The organism is Pseudomonas sp. yb_2, assembly GCF_043103905.1.
Lineage (GTDB): Bacteria > Pseudomonadota > Gammaproteobacteria > Pseudomonadales > Pseudomonadaceae > Aquipseudomonas > Aquipseudomonas alloputida.
Window position 1 is genome coordinate 1 of the sequence record NZ_JBICKH010000076.1, and the last position, 21,743, is coordinate 21,743.

Consider the following 21,743-nt stretch of genomic DNA (forward strand, 5'->3'; position numbering starts at 1 on the left):
GTGTCGCCATCGTGAATGGACTGTTCGCTGAGTCAAAACAGACGAATTTGCTTCTTGCTTCTTGCTTCTTGCTTCTTGGATGTGGGCATTCACACCGAGTAGGTATTCATTCACGCAGGTGGCGCATAGTCACCTTTCCGCCCTTACGGCGGGTCCCTTTTTGTCGTGGCAAAAAGGAACCAAAAACCGTCGGCTCCCATCATCCGGCCCCTGCGCTACGCTCCGGGGTCCCCTCGCTCCGGGCTTGCTCCCGGGAGGACCGCGCTGCAGGCCCCATCCTGGGGCCCAGCGCTTGACGGGCATCCATGCCCGTCACCTCCCTCCGCAAGCCCTGCGCTCGGCCTCCTGAAGTCGCAATCTGCGTCGCCTGAACTACCGCGCACTTAGAAGCAAAAGCAAAAGCAACGGCAACGGCAACGGCAACGGCTCTGTCAGAGCAGACATTTCGCCATTAAACAGCGGCATGAATTATCCGGCGATTAGGCCCGCGACCCAAATGCATACTTTCAGGCATAAAAAAATACCGCACTGTCACCAGTGCGGTATTTTTCAGGTGAAGCCTGAACGATCAACGCTCCAGCAGAATCCGCAACATGCGGCGCAGCGGTTCGGCGGCGCCCCACAGCAGCTGGTCACCCACGGTGAACGCGCCCAGGTACTGCGACCCCATGTTCAGCTTGCGCAGACGGCCAACCGGGATGTTCAGGGTGCCGGTAACCTTGGTCGGGGTCAGCTCCTGCATGCTGATTTCACGCTGGTTCGGCACCAGCTTCACCCAAGGGTTGTGCTGGCTGATCATGCCTTCGATGTCGGCGATCGGCACGTCCTTGTTCAGCTTGATGGTCAGCGCCTGGCTGTGGCAGCGCATGGCGCCAATGCGCACACAGATGCCGTCGACCGGGATCGGGCTCTTGAAGCGACCGAGGATCTTGTTGGTTTCGGCCTGGGCCTTCCACTCTTCGCGGCTCTGACCGTTCGGCAGTTCCTTGTCGATCCATGGGATCAGGCTGCCCGCCAGCGGCACGCCGAAGTTCTCGGTCGGGAACGCTTCGCTGCGCATGGTCTCGGCAACCTTGCGGTCGATATCGAGAATGGCGCTGGCCGGGTTGGCCAGGTCATCGGCCACTGCCGCGTGGGTAGCACCCATCTGCTTGATCAGCTCGCGCATGTTCTGCGCGCCGGCACCCGAAGCCGCCTGGTAGGTCATGGCGCTCATCCACTCGACCAGACCGGCCTCGAACAGGCCACCCAGGCCCATCAGCATCAGACTGACGGTGCAGTTGCCACCGATGTAGTTCTTGGTACCGGCATCCAGCTGCTGGTCGATGACCTTGCGGTTGACCGGGTCGAGGATGATCACCGCGTCATCCTGCATGCGCAGGGACGAAGCGGCGTCGATCCAGTAACCCTGCCAGCCGGCTTCACGCAGCTTGGGGAAGACCTCGTTGGTGTAGTCGCCACCCTGGCAGGTCAGGATCACGTCGAGGGTCTTGAGTTCTTCAATCGAATAAGCGTCCTTGAGGGGCGCTGTATCCTTGCCCACGTTCGGACCCTGGCCACCAACATTGGAGGTAGTGAAGAACACCGGCTCGATAAGGTCGAAATCCTGCTCCTCCAGCATCCGCTGCATGAGCACGGAACCGACCATACCGCGCCAACCGATCAGACCTACACGTTTCATCGCAACTACACCTTTGCTAAAAGTGGGCCGCCACCGGGAATTTTGGGGGGCGGGCCAGAGAGATTACAGATTCCGCAGCGCTGCGACTACTGCGTCGCCCATTTCCTGCGTACCAACTTTGCGGCAGCCTTCCGAGAAGATGTCGCCGGTACGCAGCCCCTGGTCCAGAACCAGGCTCACGGCCTTCTCGATCGCCTCGGCGGCAGCCGACTGATTGAAGCTGTAACGCAACATCATCGACACCGACAGGATGGTCGCCAGTGGGTTGGCGATGCCAAGGCCGGCGATGTCCGGTGCCGAGCCGTGGCAAGGCTCGTACATGCCTTTGTTGTCGGCATCCAGGGACGCCGAAGGCAGCATGCCGATGGAACCGGTCAACATGGAAGCTTCATCCGACAGAATGTCACCGAACATGTTGTCGGTCACCATCACGTCGAACTGTTTGGGGGCACGCACCAGCTGCATGGCAGCGTTGTCGACGTACATGTGGCTCAGTTCCACGTCCGGGTAGTCCTTGGCCACGTCTTCGACCACTTCACGCCACAGCTGGCTGGAGGCCAGAACGTTGGCCTTGTCCACCGAGCACAGCTTCTTGCCGCGCACGCGGGCCATGTCGAAGCCGACACGGGCAATGCGGCGCACTTCGCTTTCGCTGTACGGCAGGGTGTCGTAGGCCTGGCGTTCGCCACCTTCCAGCTCGCGCTGGCCACGCGGGGCACCGAAGTAGATGCCGCCGGTCAGCTCACGGACAATGAGGATGTCCAGGCCCGACACGATTTCCGGCTTCAGCGACGAGGCATCGGCCAGTTGCGGGTAAAGGATGGCCGGGCGCAGGTTGGCGAACAGGCCCAGTTGCGAGCGGATCTTCAGCAGGCCGCGCTCCGGGCGAATGTCTCGCTCGATCTTGTCCCACTTCGGCCCGCCCACAGCCCCCAGCAGCACTGCATCGGCCTTGCGCGCACGCTCCAGGGTTTCGTCGGCCAGCGGCACACCGTGCTTGTCGATGGCGGCACCGCCAATCACGTCGTGCGCCAGGCTGAAGCCGAGCTGGAACTTGTCGTTGGCCAGCTCCAGTACCTTGACTGCCTCGGCCATGATTTCCGGGCCGATACCGTCACCTGGGAGAATCAGAATCTGCTTGCTCATGCTTTCCTCTATCCATTCACACGGCGTGGCCAAGCGGGCCCCACCGAAAAGTGCTTAACGCTCGGCCCACAACACCAGCACATCGGTGCTGAACGAGCCGTCGGCCTCGATCTGGTAATACTGCCGTACTTCTTCGCCCATGGCTTGCTGCAATTGGCGGATGGCCACGCGCATCGGCTCGGGGGTGCGCATGCGCTCAACCCAGGTGCTCCACTCCAGGCGCAACGTTTGGCGGGTGTGGCTGCGCACGTGCAGGCCGGCTTCGCTGACCTGGCGTTGCCACTCGGCGGCGGAGTAGTCGCGCACGTGGCTGGTGTCGCGCAGCACTTCGACCGTTTGCAGGTAAGTGTCGAGCAGCGGGCTGCCCGGCGACATCACGTCGATGAACGCCGCCACACCACCTGGCTTGAGCACCCGGCGCACCTCGCGCAGAGCCAGGCCCAGGTCGCTCCAGTGGTGGGCCGAATAACGGCTGAAGACAAAGTCGAACGAAGCATCGGCGAACGGCAGGCGTTCGGCAGCGCCGCGTTCGGTCGTGATATTGGCCAGGCCACGCTCGGCGGCGGCGCTGGCGACCACGTCGAGCATGGACTGCGAGAGGTCGTAGGCGACCACTTCGGCAACCAGCGGGGCGACGTGGAAGCTGACATGACCGGCACCGCAGCCCAGGTCCAGCACGCGGGCATGGGCCTGCCCTGCCAGCTCAGCCTGCAGCAGGGCGAATTCACTGCCTTGGGCGTGCACGGCGCTGCTGAGGTAGGCGCTGGCCTGCTCGCCGAACTGGCGTTGGACCACATCGATGTGCTGGGTGCTGGTCATGTCTCGTTCCTTTAGATTTTTGTTGCCTGTGCCGGCCTCTTCGCGGGTAAACCCGCGCCTACAGCGACCGCGTAACTTTCTGTAGGAGCGAGGAGGCCCGCACTGTCACCTACGAACTTCAGGCATCACGGAACAGCCAAGGCTGGCTGGCGCGGTGCTTGGCTTCGAAGGCCTTGATCGCGTCGCTGTCCTGCAAGGTCAGGCCGATATCGTCCAGACCGTTGAGCAGGCAGTGCTTGCGGAACGCATCGATCTCGAAGTGCAGCACCTTGCCATCCGGGCGGGTCACCGCCTGCGCCTGCAGGTCGATGGTCAGCTGGTAGCCCGGGTTGGCTTCGACCTGCTTGAACAGCTCGTCGACTTCCTCATCGCTGAGAATGATCGGCAGCAAGCCGTTCTTGAAGCTGTTGTTGAAGAAAATGTCGGCAAAGCTCGGCGCAATGATGCTGCGGAAGCCGTACTCGTCCAGCGCCCAGGGGGCATGCTCACGGCTGGAGCCGCAACCAAAGTTTTCCCGCGCCAGCAACACGCTGGCACCTTGGTAGCGCGCGTGGTTGAGCACGAACTCTTCGTTGAGCGGGCGCTTGCTGTTGTCCTGGTAGGGCTGACCCACATCCAGGTAACGCCACTCGTCGAACAGGTTCGGGCCAAAGCCGGTGCGCTTGATCGACTTCAAGAACTGCTTGGGGATGATCTGGTCGGTGTCGACGTTGGCACGGTCCAACGGTGCGACGAGGCCAGTGTGCTGGGTAAAGGCTTTCATGCTGCGCTCCCTTGGATCAACTCGCGGACATCGATGAAGTGGCCCGCTACAGCAGCAGCGGCGGCCATGGCCGGACTGACCAGGTGGGTACGGCCACCGGCGCCCTGACGGCCTTCGAAGTTGCGGTTGGAGGTGGACGCACAGTGCTCGCCGCTTTCAAGGCGGTCCGGGTTCATCGCCAGACACATCGAGCAGCCTGGTTCACGCCATTCGAAACCGGCTTCGAGGAAGATCTTGTCCAGGCCCTCACGCTCGGCCTGGGCCTTGACCAGACCGGAACCTGGCACGACGATGGCTTGCTTGACGCTGGCGGCCACCTTGCGGCCCTTGGCGATTTCCGCCGCAGCGCGCAGGTCCTCGATTCGCGAGTTGGTGCACGAGCCGATGAACACACGGTCCAGCTTGATGTCGGTGATCGCCTGGTTGGCGGTCAGACCCATGTACTTCAAGGCACGCTCGATCGAACCACGCTTGACCAGGTCGGTTTCGGCAGCCGGATCCGGTACGCGCTGGTCGACGGCCAGGACCATCTCGGGCGAAGTGCCCCAGCTGACCTGTGGCTTGATCTGGCTGGCATCCAGCTCGACCACGGTGTCGAATACGGCATCGTCATCCGACACCAGGTCTTTCCACGACTCGACCGCTTGCTTCCACTGCTCGCCCTTCGGCGCGTACGGGCGCCCTTCGACGTAGGCAACGGTAGTGGCATCGGTTGCCACCAGGCCCACGCGGGCGCCGGCTTCGATGGACATGTTGCAGATGGTCATGCGGCCTTCCATCGACAATTCGCGAATGGCACTGCCTGCGAATTCCATGGCGTGACCGTTGCCACCGGCGGTGCCGATCTTGCCGATCACGGCCAGCACGATATCCTTGGCGGTGACGCCGGCAGGCAATTGGCCTTCCACGCGCACCAGCATGTTCTTCATCTTCTTGGCGACCAGGCACTGGGTGGCGAGCACGTGCTCGACCTCGGAAGTGCCGATGCCATGGGCCAAGGCACCGAAGGCGCCGTGAGTGGAGGTGTGCGAGTCACCGCAGACCACGGTCATGCCCGGCAAGGTGGCGCCCTGCTCCGGGCTGATGACGTGGACGATGCCCTGGCGCTCGTCATTCATCTTGAATTCGACGATGCCGTATTCGTCACAGTTCTCGTCGAGGGTCTGCACCTGCAGGCGCGACACCTGGTCGACGATCGCCTCGATACCGCCCTTGCGCTCTGGCGTGGTCGGCACGTTGTGGTCGGGCGTGGCGATGTTGGCGTCGATACGCCATGGCTTGCGGTTGGCCAGGCGCAGGCCTTCGAAGGCCTGGGGCGACGTCACTTCGTGGATGATGTGGCGGTCGATGTAGATCAGGGACGAGCCGTCATCACGGCGCTTGACCTCATGGGCTTCCCAGAGTTTGTCGTAGAGCGTTTTGCCAGCCATCAGACTGTTCCTCATCAGCGTCTTTCTATGCCAAAGACCCCTTGGCTTGTACGGACGATGCTAGGGGGTTAGATTGAATAACTCAAATTCATAATTTTTATGCTTTGGATAACCCAAAGGAATACGACACCATGGACCTGGCCAACCTCAGTGCCTTCATCGCCATTGCCGAAACCGGCAGCTTTTCCGGCGCAGCCGAACGCCTGTTCCTGACCCAGCCGGCCATCAGCAAACGCATCGCCGGCCTGGAGCAGCAACTGGACGTGCGCCTGTTCGACCGCCTGGGCCGCGAGGTGACCCTGACTGAAGCCGGGCGCGCACTGCTGCCGCGTGCGTACCAGATCCTCAACGTCCTGGATGATACCCGACGGGCGCTGACCAATCTGACCGGGGCCGTGAGCGGTCGCCTGACCCTGGCCACCAGCCACCACATCGGCCTGCACCGCCTGCCCCCGTTGTTACGGGTTTTCACCCGCCAGTACCCGGCAGTAGCACTGGATATTCAGTTCATGGATTCGGAACAGGCCTACGACGAGATTCTGCATGGCCGCGCCGAAATCGCCGTTATCACCCTGGCGCCCGAGCCGCACCATTTGGTCAAGGCCGTGCCGGTGTGGGACGACGCCCTGGACTTCGTCGCCGCCCCCGAGCACCCGCTGGCCAACAACCAGTCGGTCAGCCTGGCTGACATCGCCCGCCACCCGGCGGTATTTCCCGGCGGCAACACCTTTACCCACCATATTGTCCAGCGCCTGTTCGAAAGCCAGGGCTTGACGCCGAACATCGCCATGAGCACCAACTACCTGGAAACCATCAAGATGATGGTGTCGATCGGCCTGGCCTGGAGCGTGCTGCCACGCACCATGCTCGACGAACAGGTTGCACCCATCGCTTTACCCGGCATACAGCTGTCGCGCCAGCTAGGCTACATTCTGCACACGGAGCGTACGCTATCGAATGCGGCCAGGGCATTCATGGCCCTGCTCGACAGCCACTCAGGGCCCACCTGACCGGCTGTCAGCCAGCTATTCGTATTCCAAGGACACGTCATACGCCACAGGTCTGGTACCAATGCCCAAATCAGCAAACCGCTTTTTGCGCCTGCCGCGAATACCCGCAGCTGATCCCCAGGAGTCCGAGCAGGCCTGGCAGAACGCCCCGCAACTGCTGGCAGCGCTCAACGGTGCGCACCTGGGTGCCTGGCTATGGGATATCGAAAGCGGCAGGGTTAGTTGGTCGCGGGGCACCCAGGCCCTGTTCGGTTTCGATCCACAGCGGCCACTGCCCGCCGATATCGATTACCTCGACCTGCTGCCCGAGGAGGATCGCGCCCGCACGCGCCAGGTGTTCCAGGCGGTGGTCAATGGCGAGCCGGTGGAGCAAGCCATGCGCCACCGTATCCGCTGGCCGGACGGCAGCCTGCACTGGCTGGAGATCAACGGCAGCCTGACCCACGACCCGCACGGCCGACCGCAGATGATCGGCGTGATCCGCGAGATCACCCGCCAGCGCGAGCGGGAAACGGCGCTGATCAATTCGGAAAAGCGCTTCGCCACGCTGTTTCACCTGAGCCCCAACGCCATTTTGCTGACCCGCCGCCGCGATGGCATGATCTTCGAGGTCAACCAGCACTTCGAAGACATGTTCGGCTGGCCCGGCAGCCAGGTGATCGGCAAGACCAGCCTGGAACTGGGCCTGTGGGTCAACCCTGAACAGCGCCACCAGATAGTGGAGTCGACCCGTGCCAACGGCGGCCCGCTGATCATGGAGGTGCAATTCCGCGCAACCAGCGGCAAGGTGCATGACGGCATCCTGTGCACCCAGGGCATCGAGCTGGAAGGCGTGACCTTCCTGATCAGTACATTCGTCGACACCACCGAACGCAAGCGTGCCGAGCAGGCCCTGAAGGACAGCCAGGAGCGCCTGGACCTGGCCCTGGACTCGGCGCAACTTGGCACCTGGGACTGGCACATCCCAAGCGGCATGCTCTACGGCTCGGCCCGCGCCGCGCAGCTGCATGGCTTGCCGCCCATCCCCTTTCATGAATCGTTCGATGCGTTCTTCGAGGGCGTGCCGGAGCACGAGCGCAACTCGATGCGACAAGCCTACCGTAGCCTACGCGAAGGGCCCGCCGGCAACTATCAGATCACCTACCGGGTGCAGCTGGAAAACGGCACTTCACGCTACATCGAAAGCCGCGCGCGGCTGTACCGCGACGACCAGGGCATCCCCCTGCGCATGGCGGGCACCTTGCTCGACATCACCGATCAGGTGGAGCGCGAACAACGCCTGAGCGCCTCGGAAGAGAAGTTTGCCAGCCTGTTCCAGGTCAGCCCCGACCCGATCTGCGTCACCCGCCAGGACACTGGCCAGTTCATCGAGATCAATCCGGCGTTCACCCAGACCTTCGGCTGGAGCAGCGCGCAGGTGCTTGGGCGTACCGCCGAGGAAATCGGCCTGTGGGCCGAGTCCGTCGAGCGCGCGAAACGTATCGAGCAGGTGATCCGCGAACAGGCCTTGAGTAACGTCGCCGTGGTACTCAACCACCGCAATGGCGACCCGCTGACCTGTGTGATTTCCAGCCGCCTGATCACCGTCGACGACCAGCCCTGCAGCGTGACCACCCTGCGCGACATCACCCAGCAACAACGCGCCGAAGCCGCGCTGAAGTCCAGCGAGGAGAAGTTCGCCAAGGCCTTCCACTCCAGCCCCGACGCCATCACCATCACCGAACGCCACAGCGGCCGCTACCTGGAGGTCAACGACGGCTTCTGCCGCCTGACCGGCTACAGCACTGATGAAGTGATCGGCCACACGGTGTATGAGATCGGCATCTGGGCCGACGACAAGCAGCGCAGCGCGCTGCTGGCCGAGTTGCGCGAGCGCGGCCGGGTACACCACCGCGAGATGCTCGGGCGCAACAAGCGTGGCGATATCCTCACGGTCGAGGTTTCGGTGGAACCGATCACCCTTAACGAAGTGGATTGCCTGCTGCTGACCGCCCGCGACGTCAGCCAGCTGAAGAACGCCCAGGCGCAGATACGCCACCTGGCCTATCACGACCCGCTGACCAACCTGCCCAACCGCGCCTTGCTGATGGACCGCCTGAGCCAGCAGATCGCCCTGCTCAAGCGCCATAACCTGCGTGGCGCCCTGCTGTTCCTCGACCTCGACCACTTCAAGCACATCAACGACTCGCTGGGCCACCCGGTGGGCGACACCGTGCTGAAGATCATCACCGCCCGCCTTGAGGCCAGCGTGCGCCTGGAGGACACCGTGGCGCGTCTGGGGGGCGACGAATTCGTGGTGCTGCTTAGCGGCCTGGAAGGGAGCCGCGAACACGTTGAAGAGAAAGTGCGCGAGCTGGCCGACACCCTGCGCGAACTGCTGGCCGAGCCAATGTCACTGGATGGCCAGCGCCTGCAGGTAACGCCCAGCATCGGCGTGGCGCTGATCCCCGACCACGGCACCACACCGGCCGACCTGCTCAAACGTGCCGATATCGCCCTGTACCGGGCCAAGGACTCCGGTCGCAACACCACCCAGCTGTTTCACACCACCATGCAGAAGGCCGCCAGCGAGCGCCTGCGCATGGAAAACGACCTGCGCCTGGCCCTGGCCCGTGGCGAGCTGGCACTGCACTTCCAGCCGCAGGTGGATGCCCGCGACAACCGCATCGTCGGTGCCGAAGTACTGTTGCGCTGGCACCACCCGCAACTGGGTCAGCAACCGCCCTCGCAGTTCATCCAGGTACTGGAAGAAAGTGGCCTGATCCTTGAAGTTGGCAGCTGGATTCTCGACGAAGCCTGCGACGCCTGCGCCCGCATGCTGACCGACGGGCTGATCGACGCTGATGATTTCAACCTGTGCGTGAACATAAGCCCGCGACAGTTCCGCCAGAACGACTTTGTCGGGCGGGTGCTGCGCAGCCTGGACGATTACCGCCTGCCGCGGCAGATGCTGACGCTGGAAATCACAGAAGGCATCGTCATACAGAACCTGGAAGACACCATCAGCAAGATGTGCGAGCTGAAGCGCTACGGGGTGAGTTTTGCCATGGATGACTTCGGCACCGGCTATTCCTCGCTGACTTACCTGAAGCGCCTGCCGGTCGATGCGCTGAAGATCGACCAGAGCTTCGTACGCGATGCTCCGGTCGACCCCAACGACGCAGAAATTGTCCGCGCCATTGTCGCCATGGCGCGCAGCCTGGACCTGGCGGTGATTGCCGAAGGGGTAGAACTGACCGAACAGCTGGCGTTTCTCGAGCGGCTGGGGTGCCATCTGTACCAGGGTTATCTGCACAGCCGGCCATTACCGTTACCGGAGTTTCGGCAGATGTTGCTGGAGGCGCCGGCAGATTACTGATCGCATGACGGCCGCACACCTACGCGGGACTGCGTGAGAAGCACGAAAAAGGGCACCTCTGGAGGTGCCCTTTTTTTCGTTGCAGCTCGATCAGTTCAGCGCTGGTTTTTCGCCATTGATCGGAATGCGCTTGGCCTTGGCTTCTTCAGGCACGATGCGCAGCAGGTCGATGCTGAGCAGGCCATTGGCCAGGCCGGCGGCCTTCACTTCGATGTGATCTGCCAGGCGGAACGACAGCTTGAAGGCGCGTTGTGCGATACCCTGGTGCAGGTAGGTCACTTCAGCGGCGCTATTGTCGCGCTTGCCACCGGTCACGGTCAGGACACCTTTTTCGACCTGCAGGTCGAGGTCCTCTTCCTGGAAACCGGCTGCAGCAACCACGATGCGGTAGTGGTCATCGCCATGCTTTTCCACGTTATAGGGCGGGTAGCTGCTACCGGCCTCGTTACGTGCCGCGGATTCGAACAGGTCGTTGAAACGGTCGAAACCAACGGAATGACGGAACAGTGGAGCAAGAGAGAAAGCAGTAGTCATGGTCATAAACTCCTGAGATTCAGCAAGTAAGTCATTACGCGACCCGGCTTCGGCATCGCGTACTCAAAAGATATGGCCGAGGGAAATGCTTTCAAGGGATAAATAGAAAAAATTTGATTTTTTTGCACGGGGTTTGATGGCCTCTTCGCGGGTGAACCCGTTCCTACACGGCGGCCTGTGCCCAACCACCGACCTGTGTCCATCCTCGATCAGGCGTAGGAGCGGGTTTACCCGCGAATACGGTAGCGGCGGCAACAGTGAACGGCGGGTGGGGATTGGCCAGCAGGGCCGGCCCTTTCGCGGGTAAACCCGCTCCTACAGGTGCAGTACCAGCGGCCTGCTCAGGCGACGCAAGCCTCCAAGACTTGCGCCTCTACCCCCAGCAACCGGCTGATCCGCGCGCAGTCATCTTCCCGGCGCAACTCGGCAAACAACACCACCGCTTCAGGGTAACTGCGAGTCAGCATCGCCAGCCACTGCTTCATCCGCCCCGGCGCATAACGCGGCGACAATTTGGCCTGGGCCTGGCGCCAGAACTCGCGCAACAGAGGCAACAAGTCATGCCAGCTCATCGGTTGATAGTCGCGCCCGTCCCGCGCCGCTGCAATCTGCAGGCCCAGGTCCGGGCGCGATACCAGCCCACGCCCGAGCATGATGTCTTCAGCGCCACTGACCTCGCGGCAACGCCGCCAGTCATCGACCGTCCAGATCTCACCATTGGCGAACACCGGCACCTTGACCACATCCTGTACCCGCGCCACCCACTCCCAGTGCGCTGGCGGCTTGTAGCCCTCAACCTTGGTCCGAGCGTGCACCACCAGGTGTGCCGAACCGCCTTCGGCCAAAGCCGTGGCGCACTCCAGTGCCCCGTCGGGGCTGTCGAAGCCCAGGCGCATCTTCGAGGTCACCGGGATATTCGCCGGCACCGCCCGCCGCACTTCACGCACAATGGCGTGCAGCAACTCCGGCTCTTTGAGCAGTACCGCGCCACCGCGCGACTTGTTCACCGTCTTTGCCGGGCAACCGAAGTTCAGGTCGATCACCGGCGCCCCAAGCTCGCAAGCCAGTGCAGCGTTTTCCGCCAGGCATACTGGGTCAGAACCCAGCAATTGCACGCGCATGGGCACACCGGCAGCCGTGCGCGCGCCCTGACGCAGTTCAGGCGCCAGCTTGTCGAACGAGGACGCCGGCAACAGGCGGTCGCACACGCGAATGAACTCGGTGACGCACCAGTCGATACCGCCCACACGAGTCAATACGTCGCGCAGGATGTTGTCGACCAGCCCCTCCATGGGGGCCAGGGCAATTTGCATGTCGGGGTCTCAGCGGAAAAAGCCGGCAGTTTAACAAAAAAATGCCGGCCACTCAGGCGCCGATCAGCGCCGGACCGTAACCTTCGACGAATTCCGCCGGCATGCGCCTGGGCTTGCCGCTGGACAGCTCGATGCAGGCGAAGGTGGTTTGCGCACGCAGCAGCGTCACACCATCGCGCGGGCGCTTGAGCTGAAACCGCCGCGTCATGCGCAGGCGCTGGTCCCAGTCAATGATCCAGGTGGCCAGTTGCAGCTCGTCGTCTTCATACGCGGCGGCCAGGTAGTCGATTTCGTGGCGCACCACAGCCATCGCCCGGTCAAGGCGCCGGTACTCGGCCAGGTCCAGCCCCAGACGCTGGGAGTGGCGCCAGGCGCAGCGCTCAAGCCAGGTGACGTAGACGGCATTGTTGGCATGGCCAAGGCCGTCGATGTCCTCGCTGCCGACGCGCAGGTCGATGACGAAGGGTGTTGCCAGGTCCCAGCTCATTTTCGCTTCCTTGGCGCAAAAGGCGATTTAGCAGCGATCTGCGGGGCAATGTCCAGCCCCCGTGAGCCTGAGGCAGTCGTTATAGGGGCGGGCTTGCCCGCGAATCAGACACCGCGGCGGATGGCACCGGCGGCGATACCGATGTTCGCGACTGAAGCCGCCCCGACACTAATCGCTTCAGCCCGAGCCAGCAATTCGAGCACGGCTTCACTTAGCCGCGGGTCGGCCAGCACTCGCTGGTGACCACCCTCTTCCAGCAGCATCAGCCGGCTGTCGAACCAGGACTTGTGGATGACATGTGCCTCATCTGCGGGCACGAGAGCATCATCGGCAGCATGCACCACCAGCCCCGGCAGCTCCAGCTGGTACCCCGTGACATCCAGCCGCGCAATCTGCATGCCCACATCGCGCTCGATCTGGCGAATGAACGCTGCCCGTGCCCGTGCTGGCAGCCCCAGGCGATGGGCAAAACCACGCAACACACCGAGCAACCGCGCCGGCGCTGCAATGCTGACAGCCGCCTTTGTGCGCAGCCCCATCTGCAAAGCCAGCAGCACGCTCGCCCCACCCATGGAATGGCCAATGACTGCACGCAAGGGCGGCAACTCAGCCGCAGCCTCAAGCAGCGCCCGGGCAAACAGCACCACATTCGCTTGCTCGCCAGGCGAACGACCATGCCCAGGCCCTTCCAGCGACACCACCGTATGCCCCGCCTGAACCAAGGTCTCGATCAAGGCGGCAAACTGCGTCGGGCGCCCTTCCCAACCGTGCATCAGCAGCACGGTCGGCCCTTGACCCCAGCGCAAGGCAGACAGGCCGAAGCGCAGCGTAATGCGCTCGGCGCTGGCCAGCACAGGCAGCTCCCAATCCCGCGGCGGCAGGTTGCGCGGGGTCATGAAGGCTCGGCGCATCTTGCCCGCGACATGCTCGGGGGCCAGGCGGCCCAAGGTGCCATTGACACCGCGAATCCAGCTCAGGGTAGTCATCGCCATGCTCCAGGGTTAAAGCACCGCCGATTTGGCGGCGCGCAGAATACGGTCAGACAGGTCACTGGTCCCCAAGGCCCGGGCCAGCGCCAGCCCCCCAACCATCAGGGCCAGGTCGGCCAGCGCTTTGTCGGCATCCTCAGGGCGGTCGACCATCGCGGCAGTCATCAACTCGATGTGCTCGGCCAGCACCTCGCGGAAGACCTCCGGCAGGCGCTGCATTTCGCCCAACGCGTTAGGCAGCGGGCAAGCATGTACTTCGCAGTCCCGGTGCTTGCGCGAGAGGTAGAAGGCCCCGGCCAGCGCTCGCCGCCCGGCGCCATCGAGATTGGGGTCGATCTGGGCGAGCAAGGCACGGCGCTCACCCAACAACTGGCGGAACGCTTCGAGCATAAGCTCGTCCTTGCTGTCGAAGTGCGCATAGAAGCCGCCGACGGTCAGGCCTGCCGCACCCATCACCTGACTGACGCTGGGCTCGGCCGGGCCGTGCTGGATCAACGCAGTGCGCGCAGCCTCCAGAATGCGTTCGCGGGTTCTGCTCTTCTTGTCGCTCATCTGGCACGCACCAAGCAAAATATGATGATCGAAATATTATTCTCATCATATTTTTTGGCAAGCAAAATCTGCGGCCGTTTGTCGGGGGAAAATTATTGAGAAGGGAAAAAACAAAAGGCCCATTCAATAAGCGAATGAGCCTTTAAAGTCCCGCAAAACGCGGGTAAACGTGGCGTCCCCTAGGGGACTCGAACCCCTGTTACCGCCGTGAAAGGGCGGTGTCCTAGGCCACTAGACGAAGGGGACGTAACCTTCGCGAAGATCCACTTGCGTGAACCCTGGCAGAAATGGTGGAGCTAAGCGGGATCGAACCGCTGACCTCCTGCATGCCATGCAGGCGCTCTCCCAGCTGAGCTATAGCCCCGAAACAAAAGGCTCATCAATAATCGACGAGCCTTTTTAAGCCCTGCAAAACGCAGGAAAAGTGGCGTCCCCTAGGGGACTCGAACCCCTGTTACCGCCGTGAAAGGGCGGTGTCCTAGGCCACTAGACGAAGGGGACGTAACCTTCGTGCCGATCCGCTAACGCGAACCGCGGCAAAATTGGTGGAGCTAAGCGGGATCGAACCGCTGACCTCCTGCATGCCATGCAGGCGCTCTCCCAGCTGAGCTATAGCCCCGGATTTCTAGCCTCGCGGCCCAGCGACATTAAAACATCGCTTGTGTAAAACTGGCGTCCCCTAGGGGACTCGAACCCCTGTTACCGCCGTGAAAGGGCGGTGTCCTAGGCCACTAGACGAAGGGGACGAACCTTCTTACCTTCAAGACCCGGTTGCTGGACCCGGTCTTGCTTATCAGCCTTAGCTGCTAAGCGGAATTTGGTGGAGCTAAGCGGGATCGAACCGCTGACCTCCTGCATGCCATGCAGGCGCTCTCCCAGCTGAGCTATAGCCCCACAATGTCGCTTTGAACTGAATCGCTGGCTGGGTGCCTGGCGTTTCGTTTTCGTTCATCGCTGTGGACGGGGCGCATATTAAGTTCGGATTGCAGGGCTGTCAAACTAATTTTCAAAAATATTCAAAAATTTTTTCACAGATAACAATCACTTACCGCCCTACCCCGGTTTTTTGGGGCTTAGTTGGCCTGTGGAAGCGGGCGTGCCGGCGAATGCGGTATTGAATTTACCATTGCATTCGCGGGCACGCCCGCTCCCACTGGTTAGGTGCAAAGCTGAATCAGGCGATGGAAGCCAACAGCTTTTCCCACTCTTTGTTTTCTTTCTTCGACACCCCACCCAGCAGGTCCAGGGCCTGGCGCAGGCGGTAGCGCGTCAGGTCGGGGCCGAGGATTTCCATGGCGTCCAGCACCGAAACCGAGCTGGCCTGGCCCGTGATGGCGGCGAACATCAGCGGCATGGCGTCACGCAGCTTCAGTTCCAGCGCTTCGACCACAGCCTGGATGCAACCGGTGATGCGCTCTTTTTCCCACTGACGCAGGCTTTCAAGCTTCCACAGGATCAGCTGGATCACCTGGCGCACCTGGTCGGCCGACAGTTTCTTGCTTTCGAACAGCTTGGCGTCCAGCTTGAGCGCGCCTTCGAAGAAGAACCCGCCCAACGGGGCAACCTGGCTGAAGGTTTCGACCCTGCCTTGCACGTGCGGGGCAATCTTCATCATGTAGTCGCTGTTGAACGCCCACTTCTGCAGGCGTGCGGCAAACTCCTCTACCGGCAGCTCGCGCAGCCACTGGCCGTTGAGCCAGGACAGCTTCTCGATGTCGAAGATCGGGCCGCCCAGCGAGATACGTGACAGGTCGAAGTGCTCGACCATTTCGGCCAGCGAGAACTTCTCGCGCTCGTCAGGCATCGACCAGCCCATGCGGCCAAGGTAGTTGAGCATCGCTTCAGGCATGAAGCCCATGCGCTCGTAGAAGGTGACCGAGGTCGGGTTCTTGCGCTTGGACAGTTTCGATTTGTCCGGGTTGCGCAGCAACGGCATGTAGCACAGCTTGGGCTGCTCCCAGCCGAAGTACTCGTACAGTTTGATCAGCTTGGGCGCCGATGGCAGCCACTCTTCCCCACGCAGCACGTGGGTGATGCCCATCAGGTGGTCGTCGACCACGTTGGCCAGGAAGTACGTCGGCAGGCCGTCGTTCTTCATCAGCACCTGCATGTCCATGCGGTCCCACGGGATCTCGACATCGCCGCGCAGCATGTCCGGCACCACGCAGATCCCTTCGCTCGGCACCTTCATGCGGATCACGTGCGGCTCGCCAGCGTCCAGGCGGCGCTGCACTTCTTCGGCGCTCATCAGCAACGCACGGCCATCGTAACGCGGGGTTTCGCCGCGAGCCTGCTGCTCGGCACGCATCTGCTCCAGCTCTTCGGCAGTGCAGAAGCAGTAGAAAGCGTGGCCGGCGTCTACCAGTTCCTTGGCGTATTTGGCGTAGATTTCGCCACGCTCGCTCTGCCGGTAAGGGCCGTGCGGGCCGCCGACATCCGGGCCTTCGTTCCATTCGATGCCAAGCCAGCGCAGGGCGTCGAAGATCTGTTGCTCCGACTCACGCGTGGAGCGCAGCTGATCGGTGTCTTCGATGCGCAGGATGAACTCACCGCCGTGCTGCTTGGCAAAGCAGTAGTTGAACAGGGCGATGTAGGCAGTGCCGACATGGGGGTCGCCGGTAGGCGATGGCGCAATACGCGTGCGTACGGTGGTCATGGAGAGTCTCGAACGAAAGATGAAACAAAGGCGGGATGTTAGCAGGAGGCGGGCACCGGGCTCCAGCAATGGCGCGAACGTCACTTGTCGACGGGCCCTGCGCCGCTGTTAAATTTGTTTACATTTCTGGAACGATAGTCCCCATGCCTGCCCAACTCAAACGCCGCCTGACGCTCTTCTTCGCCCTGGTGGCCATCATCGCCCTCGCCTTCCTGGGCCACTGGTACTTCAAGGGCCGCTTCTACGAGAGCACCGACAACGCTTACGTGCAGGGTGAGATCACCCGTATCTCCAGCCAGCTTGGCGCACGTATCGAAACGGTGCCGGTCGAGGACAACCAGCACGTCAGCAAGGGCGACCTGCTGGTGCGCCTGGAAGCCGCCGACTTTGAGCTGGCGGTCGAACGCGCCCGTGCCGCCCTGGCCACCCGCGAAGCCGAGTACGCACAAGCGCAAAGCCGCCTCACCCAACAAGGCAGCCTGATTGCCGCCGGCCAGGCCCAGTTGGCGGCGACCCAGGCCACGTTCGACCGTTCACGGCTGGACCTGAGCCGTGCCGAGAAGCTGCGCAAGCCGGGTTTTGTCTCTGAAGAGCGGGTCACTACCCTGTCGGCGGACAGCCATGTCGCCGGCTCCCAGGTCGACAAGGCCCGCGCCGACCTGCAAAGCCAGCGCCAGCAGGTCACCGCCCTGAACGCCGAACTCAAGCGCCTCGATGCGCAAATCGCCAATGCCCGCACCGACCTGGCCCAGGCCGAACTGAACCTGACCCGCTGCGAAATCCATGCCCCGATCAGCGGCACCATCGGCCAGCGCAATGCGCGCAATGGCCAGGTGGTGCAGGCCGGCGCCTACCTGCTGTCGATCGTGCCGGATGAAGACATCTGGGTGCAGGCCAACTTCAAGGAAACCCAGATCGGCCGCATGCACCCCGGCCAGCGCGCGGAACTGTTGTTCGACAGCTACCCCGACACACCGATCGAAGGCCGGGTGGACAGCCTGTTCGCCGCGTCCGGTGCGCAGTTCAGCCTGCTGCCACCGGACAACGCCACCGGCAACTTCACCAAAGTTGTGCAGCGCATCCCGATAAAACTCACGTTCCACGCCGACAACCCATTGCATGGGCGTATTCGCCCCGGCATGTCGGTGACCGCCACCGTCGACCTGCGCAGCGAAGACGAAGGCCACAATGGCCGGTGACCAGCTGCTGCGCCCCACAGCGGAGCCAACCCGACGCGACTGGATCGCGGTGATGAGCGTGATGCTCGGTGCCTTCATGGCAGTGCTGGATATCCAGATCACCAACTCCTCGCTGAAGGACATCCAGGGCGCTCTGTCGGCGACCCTGGAAGAAGGCTCATGGATTTCCACCTCGTACCTGGTGGCGGAAATCATCATGATCCCGCTGACGGCCTGGCTGGTGCAGCTGTTGTCGGCGCGGCGCCTGGCGGTGTGGGTATCCGGCGGTTTCCTGCTGTCGTCGCTGATGTGCTCGATGGCCTGGAACCTGGAGAGCATGATCCTGTTCCGTGCCTTGCAGGGTTTCACCGGTGGCGCGCTGATCCCGCTGGCCTTCACCCTGACGCTGATCAAGCTGCCCGAGCACCACCGCGCCAAAGGCATGGCGATGTTCGCCATGACCGCCACTTTTGCCCCCTCCATCGGCCCCACCCTGGGCGGCTGGCTGACCGAGAACTGGGGCTGGGAATACATCTTCTACATCAATATCCCACCGGGCCTGCTAATGATCGCCGGCTTGTTATACGGGCTTGAGAAGAAGGAGGCGCACTGGGAGCTGCTGAAAAGTACCGATTATGCCGGCATCGTCACGCTCGGCCTTGGGTTGGGCTGCCTGCAGGTGTTTCTCGAGGAAGGCCATCGCAAGGACTGGCTGGAGTCGCACCTGATCGTCGGCCTGGGCAGCGTTGCACTGGTCAGCCTGATCACCTTCGTCATCCTGCAGTTTTCCAAGCCTCACCCGCTGATCAACCTGCGTATCCTCGGCAACCGCAACTTTGGCCTGTCGAGCATCGCCAGCCTGGGCATGGGTGTGGGCCTGTACGGCTCGATCTATCTGCTACCGCTGTACCTGGCGCAGGTACAGGGTTACAACGCCTTGCAGATTGGCGAGGTGATCATGTGGATGGGTATTCCGCAGTTGTTCCTGATCCCGCTGGTGCCGCAACTGATGAAGGTGATATCGCCCAAGGTACTATGCGCGCTGGGGTTTTGCCTGTTCGGCGCTGCCAGTTTCGGTTCGGGGGTGCTCAACCCGGACTTTGCCGGGCCGCAGTTCAACCATATCCAGATCATCCGCGCCCTGGGCCAGCCGATGATCATGGTGACCATCTCGCTGATTGCCACCGCGTATATCCAACAACAGGATGCCGGGTCCGCGTCGAGCCTGTTCAATATTCTGCGTAACCTGGGCGGGGCCATCGGTATTGCCTTGCTGGCCACCCTGCTGGATGCGCGCACCAAGGTGTACTTCGACTACCTGCGCGAATCGGTGGTGCCGAGCAACCCACAGGTGGCTGAGCGGCTGGCGCAATTGGCGGAGCGCTTGGGCAATGACAATGCAGCGCTGGGCAAACTTAGCGAAATTACCCACCAGCAGGCGCTGATCATGGCTTACAACGATGCCTTCCACTTTGTCGGGATCGGGTTGGCGGTGAGCATGGTGGCGGTGCTGCTGACCCGCAAGTTGCCGGAAGGGTTGAAGGCTGGGGAAGCCCATTGAGGCTATTACAGATCAGATGCGGTCCCTGTGGGAGCGGGCATGCCCGCGAACACCGGCGCAGCCGGTGCCAGCCACCGCGTTGAATTCTTCGCGGGCACGCCCGCTCCCACAGGGCCCGCGCCCGGCTTCAGCTGCTGATCAACCGCTCCCGCAGCTGCGCAATCTCGTCACGCAACTGCGCCGCAGCTTCGAACTCCAGGTCGCGGGCGAACTGCATCATTTTCTCTTCCAACTGCTTGATGCGCTTGGTGATCTCGCCCGGCGTACGCAGTTCGGCCTCGTAACGGGCGCTCTCCTCCGCCGCCTTGGCCATGCCCTTGCGCTTCTTGCTGCGCGCACCGGGCACGGTGGCACCTTCCATGATGTCGGTGATGTCCTTGACCACGCCCTTGGGCACGATGCCGTTGGCTTCGTTGAAGGCGATCTGCTTCTCGCGGCGGCGCTCGGTTTCGTCGATGGCTCGCTGCATGGAGCCTGTTACGTTATCGGCGTACAGAATGGCCCGGCCATTGAGGTTACGTGCCGCGCGGCCAATGGTCTGGATCAGGGAGCGCTCGGAACGCAGAAAACCTTCCTTGTCCGCATCGAGGATGGCCACCAGCGACACCTCGGGCATGTCCAGGCCCTCGCGCAGCAGGTTGATGCCCACCAGCACGTCGAAGGTGCCCAGGCGCAGGTCGCGGATAATCTCCACCCGTTCCACCGTATCGATGTCCGAGTGCAGGTAGCGCACCCGCACGTCGTGGTCGGCCAGGTAATCGCTGAGGTCCTCGGCCATGCGTTTGGTCAACGTGGTCGCCAGCACTCGCTCGCCTGCCGCGACACGCTTGCGGATCTCGGACAGCAGGTCGTCGACCTGGGTCAGCGCCGGGCGCACCTCTACCTGCGGGTCGACCAGCCCGGTCGGGCGCACCACCTGCTCCACCACGCGCCCGGCATGCTCAGCCTCGTAAGGCCCCGGAGTGGCCGAAACGAAAATGGTCTGCGGGCTGACATCCTCCCACTCGTCGAAACGCATCGGCCGGTTGTCCAGCGCGGAAGGCATGCGGAAGCCGTACTCGACCAGGGTCTCCTTGCGTGAACGGTCGCCCTTGTACATGGCGCCGACCTGCGGAACGCTGACGTGTGATTCGTCGATCACCAGCAGCGCATCGGGCGGCAGGTAATCGTACAGGGTGGGCGGCGGCGCCCCGGCCGGGCGCCCGGACAGGTAACGCGAGTAGTTTTCGATGCCGTTGCAGTAGCCCAGCTCGAGGATCATCTCCAGATCGAAGCGGGTGCGTTGCTCCAGACGCTGCGCTTCGACCAGCTTGTTGGCCTTGTGCAGGTACTCCAGACGCTCCTTCAGTTCTTCCTTGATGCCCTCCACCGCTTCCAGCAGGGTTTCCCGCGGGGTCACGTAGTGGCTCTTGGGGTAGAACGTGAAACGTGGCAGCTTGCGGAAAACCTCGCCGGTCAACGGATCGAAGGCGGCGATGTTCTCCACTTCATCATCGAACAGCTCGATGCGGATGGCTTCCAGATCCGATTCGGCCGGGAAGATGTCGATCACGTCGCCGCGTACCCGGAAGGTGGCGCGGGCAAAGTCCATTTCGTTGCGGGTGTACTGCAGGTCGGCCAGGCGGCGCAGCAGCGCGCGCTGGTCGAGCTTGTCGCCACGGTCCACGTGCAGGACCATTTTCAGGTAGGTCTCGGGGCTGCCCAGGCCGTAGATGCACGACACAGTGGTCACGATGATCGCGTCACGCCGCTCCAGCAGCGCCTTGGTGGCCGACAGGCGCATCTGCTCGATGTGGTCGTTGATCGAGGCGTCCTTCTCGATGAAGGTGTCCGACGACGGCACGTAGGCTTCCGGCTGGTAGTAGTCGTAATAGGAAACGAAGTACTCCACCGCGTTGTTGGGGAAGAATGCCTTGAACTCCCCGTACAACTGGGCGGCCAGCGTCTTGTTGGGCGCCAGCACCAGCGTCGGGCGCTGCACCTGCTGGATGACGTTGGCAATGCTGAAGGTCTTGCCCGAACCGGTCACCCCGAGCAACGTCTGGTGCGACAGCCCCGCCTCGATGCCTTCGACCAACTGGCGGATAGCCTCGGGCTGGTCGCCAGCCGGCTGGAAACGTGTGACGAGCTGGAACTCGGACATGAAGGACCTCGCGGTGCAGCAGCTGTAAATTTAGCCAGTAGTCTATACCCAAATGCGCCCGTTTGGGGGCGCTTTCAAGACACAGGTGTGGGCGCCTGCAACGGTGGACACGGCATTTAGACC

Annotated in this window: 16 protein-coding genes and 6 tRNA genes; 4 read left to right on the plus strand and 18 right to left on the minus strand. The window is 62.5% G+C overall.

The features are described from left to right. Nucleotides 1–568: 568 nt before the first annotated feature. The 5 genes from asd to leuC form a co-directional block, all read right to left on the minus strand. Nucleotides 569–1,681 carry an aspartate-semialdehyde dehydrogenase gene (gene asd, locus ACF8FB_RS20025; RefSeq protein WP_003247195.1) on the minus strand — a complete coding sequence of 371 codons (1,113 nt, stop codon included), beginning with the start codon at nucleotides 1,679–1,681 and terminating at the stop codon, nucleotides 569–571. A 63-nt stretch (nucleotides 1,682–1,744) separates the two neighbouring features. Continuing rightward, a complete protein-coding gene (gene leuB, locus ACF8FB_RS20030) occupies nucleotides 1,745–2,827 on the minus strand; it encodes a 3-isopropylmalate dehydrogenase (RefSeq protein WP_003247194.1) in 1,083 nt (360 codons plus the stop codon). A 54-nt stretch (nucleotides 2,828–2,881) separates the two neighbouring features. After that, nucleotides 2,882–3,646 carry a class I SAM-dependent methyltransferase gene (locus tag ACF8FB_RS20035; RefSeq protein ID WP_010953004.1) on the minus strand — a complete coding sequence of 255 codons (765 nt, stop codon included), beginning with the start codon at nucleotides 3,644–3,646 and terminating at the stop codon, nucleotides 2,882–2,884. A 118-nt stretch (nucleotides 3,647–3,764) separates the two neighbouring features. Beyond that, nucleotides 3,765–4,409, minus strand: a complete 645-nt coding sequence (gene leuD / locus ACF8FB_RS20040) for a 3-isopropylmalate dehydratase small subunit (protein WP_020192544.1) — start codon at nucleotides 4,407–4,409, stop codon at nucleotides 3,765–3,767. Continuing rightward, nucleotides 4,406–5,839 (minus strand): 3-isopropylmalate dehydratase large subunit, encoded by a 1,434-nt coding sequence (gene leuC / locus ACF8FB_RS20045; RefSeq protein ID WP_010953002.1) that lies wholly within the window; start codon nucleotides 5,837–5,839, stop codon nucleotides 4,406–4,408. The genes leuD and leuC overlap by 4 nt, the downstream gene beginning before the upstream one ends. Before the next feature lie 131 nt (nucleotides 5,840–5,970). Here leuC and ACF8FB_RS20050 point away from each other — a divergent pair, with 131 nt between their 5' ends. Further along, complete coding sequence (locus ACF8FB_RS20050; RefSeq protein ID WP_010953001.1) at nucleotides 5,971–6,849, plus strand: LysR family transcriptional regulator; 879 nt, start codon at nucleotides 5,971–5,973, stop codon at nucleotides 6,847–6,849. Between the two features lie 61 nt (nucleotides 6,850–6,910). Continuing rightward, nucleotides 6,911–10,207 (plus strand): bifunctional diguanylate cyclase/phosphodiesterase, encoded by a 3,297-nt coding sequence (locus ACF8FB_RS20055; protein WP_049586794.1) that lies wholly within the window; start codon nucleotides 6,911–6,913, stop codon nucleotides 10,205–10,207. Nucleotides 10,208–10,297: 90 nt separating this feature from the next. Here the strand turns inward: ACF8FB_RS20055 and ACF8FB_RS20060 are convergent, their stop codons facing one another. The 12 genes from ACF8FB_RS20060 to gltX form a co-directional block, all read right to left on the minus strand. Then, nucleotides 10,298–10,741 (minus strand): Hsp20 family protein, encoded by a 444-nt coding sequence (locus ACF8FB_RS20060; RefSeq protein WP_019437397.1) that lies wholly within the window; start codon nucleotides 10,739–10,741, stop codon nucleotides 10,298–10,300. 341 nt (nucleotides 10,742–11,082) lie between these two features. Next, complete coding sequence (locus ACF8FB_RS20065) at nucleotides 11,083–12,054, minus strand: tRNA dihydrouridine(16) synthase DusC (protein WP_010952998.1); 972 nt, start codon at nucleotides 12,052–12,054, stop codon at nucleotides 11,083–11,085. Nucleotides 12,055–12,106: 52 nt separating this feature from the next. Beyond that, nucleotides 12,107–12,541, minus strand: a complete 435-nt coding sequence (locus tag ACF8FB_RS20070; protein ID WP_003247186.1) for a thioesterase family protein — start codon at nucleotides 12,539–12,541, stop codon at nucleotides 12,107–12,109. 104 nt (nucleotides 12,542–12,645) lie between these two features. Then, complete coding sequence (locus ACF8FB_RS20075; RefSeq protein WP_392511744.1) at nucleotides 12,646–13,527, minus strand: alpha/beta fold hydrolase; 882 nt, start codon at nucleotides 13,525–13,527, stop codon at nucleotides 12,646–12,648. Between the two features lie 15 nt (nucleotides 13,528–13,542). Next, nucleotides 13,543–14,082, minus strand: a complete 540-nt coding sequence (locus tag ACF8FB_RS20080; RefSeq protein WP_010952996.1) for a TetR/AcrR family transcriptional regulator — start codon at nucleotides 14,080–14,082, stop codon at nucleotides 13,543–13,545. Between the two features lie 170 nt (nucleotides 14,083–14,252). Further along, nucleotides 14,253–14,328, minus strand: a tRNA-Glu gene (locus tag ACF8FB_RS20085). Between the two features lie 42 nt (nucleotides 14,329–14,370). Next, nucleotides 14,371–14,446, minus strand: a tRNA-Ala gene (locus ACF8FB_RS20090). Between the two features lie 61 nt (nucleotides 14,447–14,507). Next, nucleotides 14,508–14,583, minus strand: a tRNA-Glu gene (locus tag ACF8FB_RS20095). A gap of 42 nt (nucleotides 14,584–14,625) precedes the next feature. After that, nucleotides 14,626–14,701: transfer RNA gene (locus ACF8FB_RS20100), tRNA-Ala, on the minus strand. 51 nt (nucleotides 14,702–14,752) lie between these two features. Continuing rightward, a tRNA-Glu gene (locus tag ACF8FB_RS20105) sits at nucleotides 14,753–14,828 on the minus strand. A gap of 72 nt (nucleotides 14,829–14,900) precedes the next feature. Further along, nucleotides 14,901–14,976 (minus strand) — tRNA-Ala (locus tag ACF8FB_RS20110). Between the two features lie 280 nt (nucleotides 14,977–15,256). Next, on the minus strand, nucleotides 15,257–16,738 hold the full coding sequence (gene gltX, locus ACF8FB_RS20115; RefSeq protein WP_010952995.1) for a glutamate--tRNA ligase: 1,482 nt from the start codon (nucleotides 16,736–16,738) through the stop codon (nucleotides 15,257–15,259). Nucleotides 16,739–16,881: 143 nt separating this feature from the next. On the opposite strand from gltX, the gene ACF8FB_RS20120 reads away from it, so the two are divergent. Further along, nucleotides 16,882–17,937 carry an HlyD family secretion protein gene (locus ACF8FB_RS20120; RefSeq protein WP_049586797.1) on the plus strand — a complete coding sequence of 352 codons (1,056 nt, stop codon included), beginning with the start codon at nucleotides 16,882–16,884 and terminating at the stop codon, nucleotides 17,935–17,937. A 49-nt stretch (nucleotides 17,938–17,986) separates the two neighbouring features. Continuing rightward, complete coding sequence (locus ACF8FB_RS20125; protein ID WP_392511878.1) at nucleotides 17,987–19,477, plus strand: MDR family MFS transporter; 1,491 nt, start codon at nucleotides 17,987–17,989, stop codon at nucleotides 19,475–19,477. A gap of 127 nt (nucleotides 19,478–19,604) precedes the next feature. Here the strand turns inward: ACF8FB_RS20125 and uvrB are convergent, their stop codons facing one another. After that, nucleotides 19,605–21,620: an excinuclease ABC subunit UvrB gene (gene uvrB, locus ACF8FB_RS20130; RefSeq protein ID WP_010952992.1), complete on the minus strand. Its 2,016-nt coding sequence runs from the start codon at nucleotides 21,618–21,620 to the stop codon at nucleotides 19,605–19,607. Between the last annotated feature and the right edge of the window lie 123 nt (nucleotides 21,621–21,743).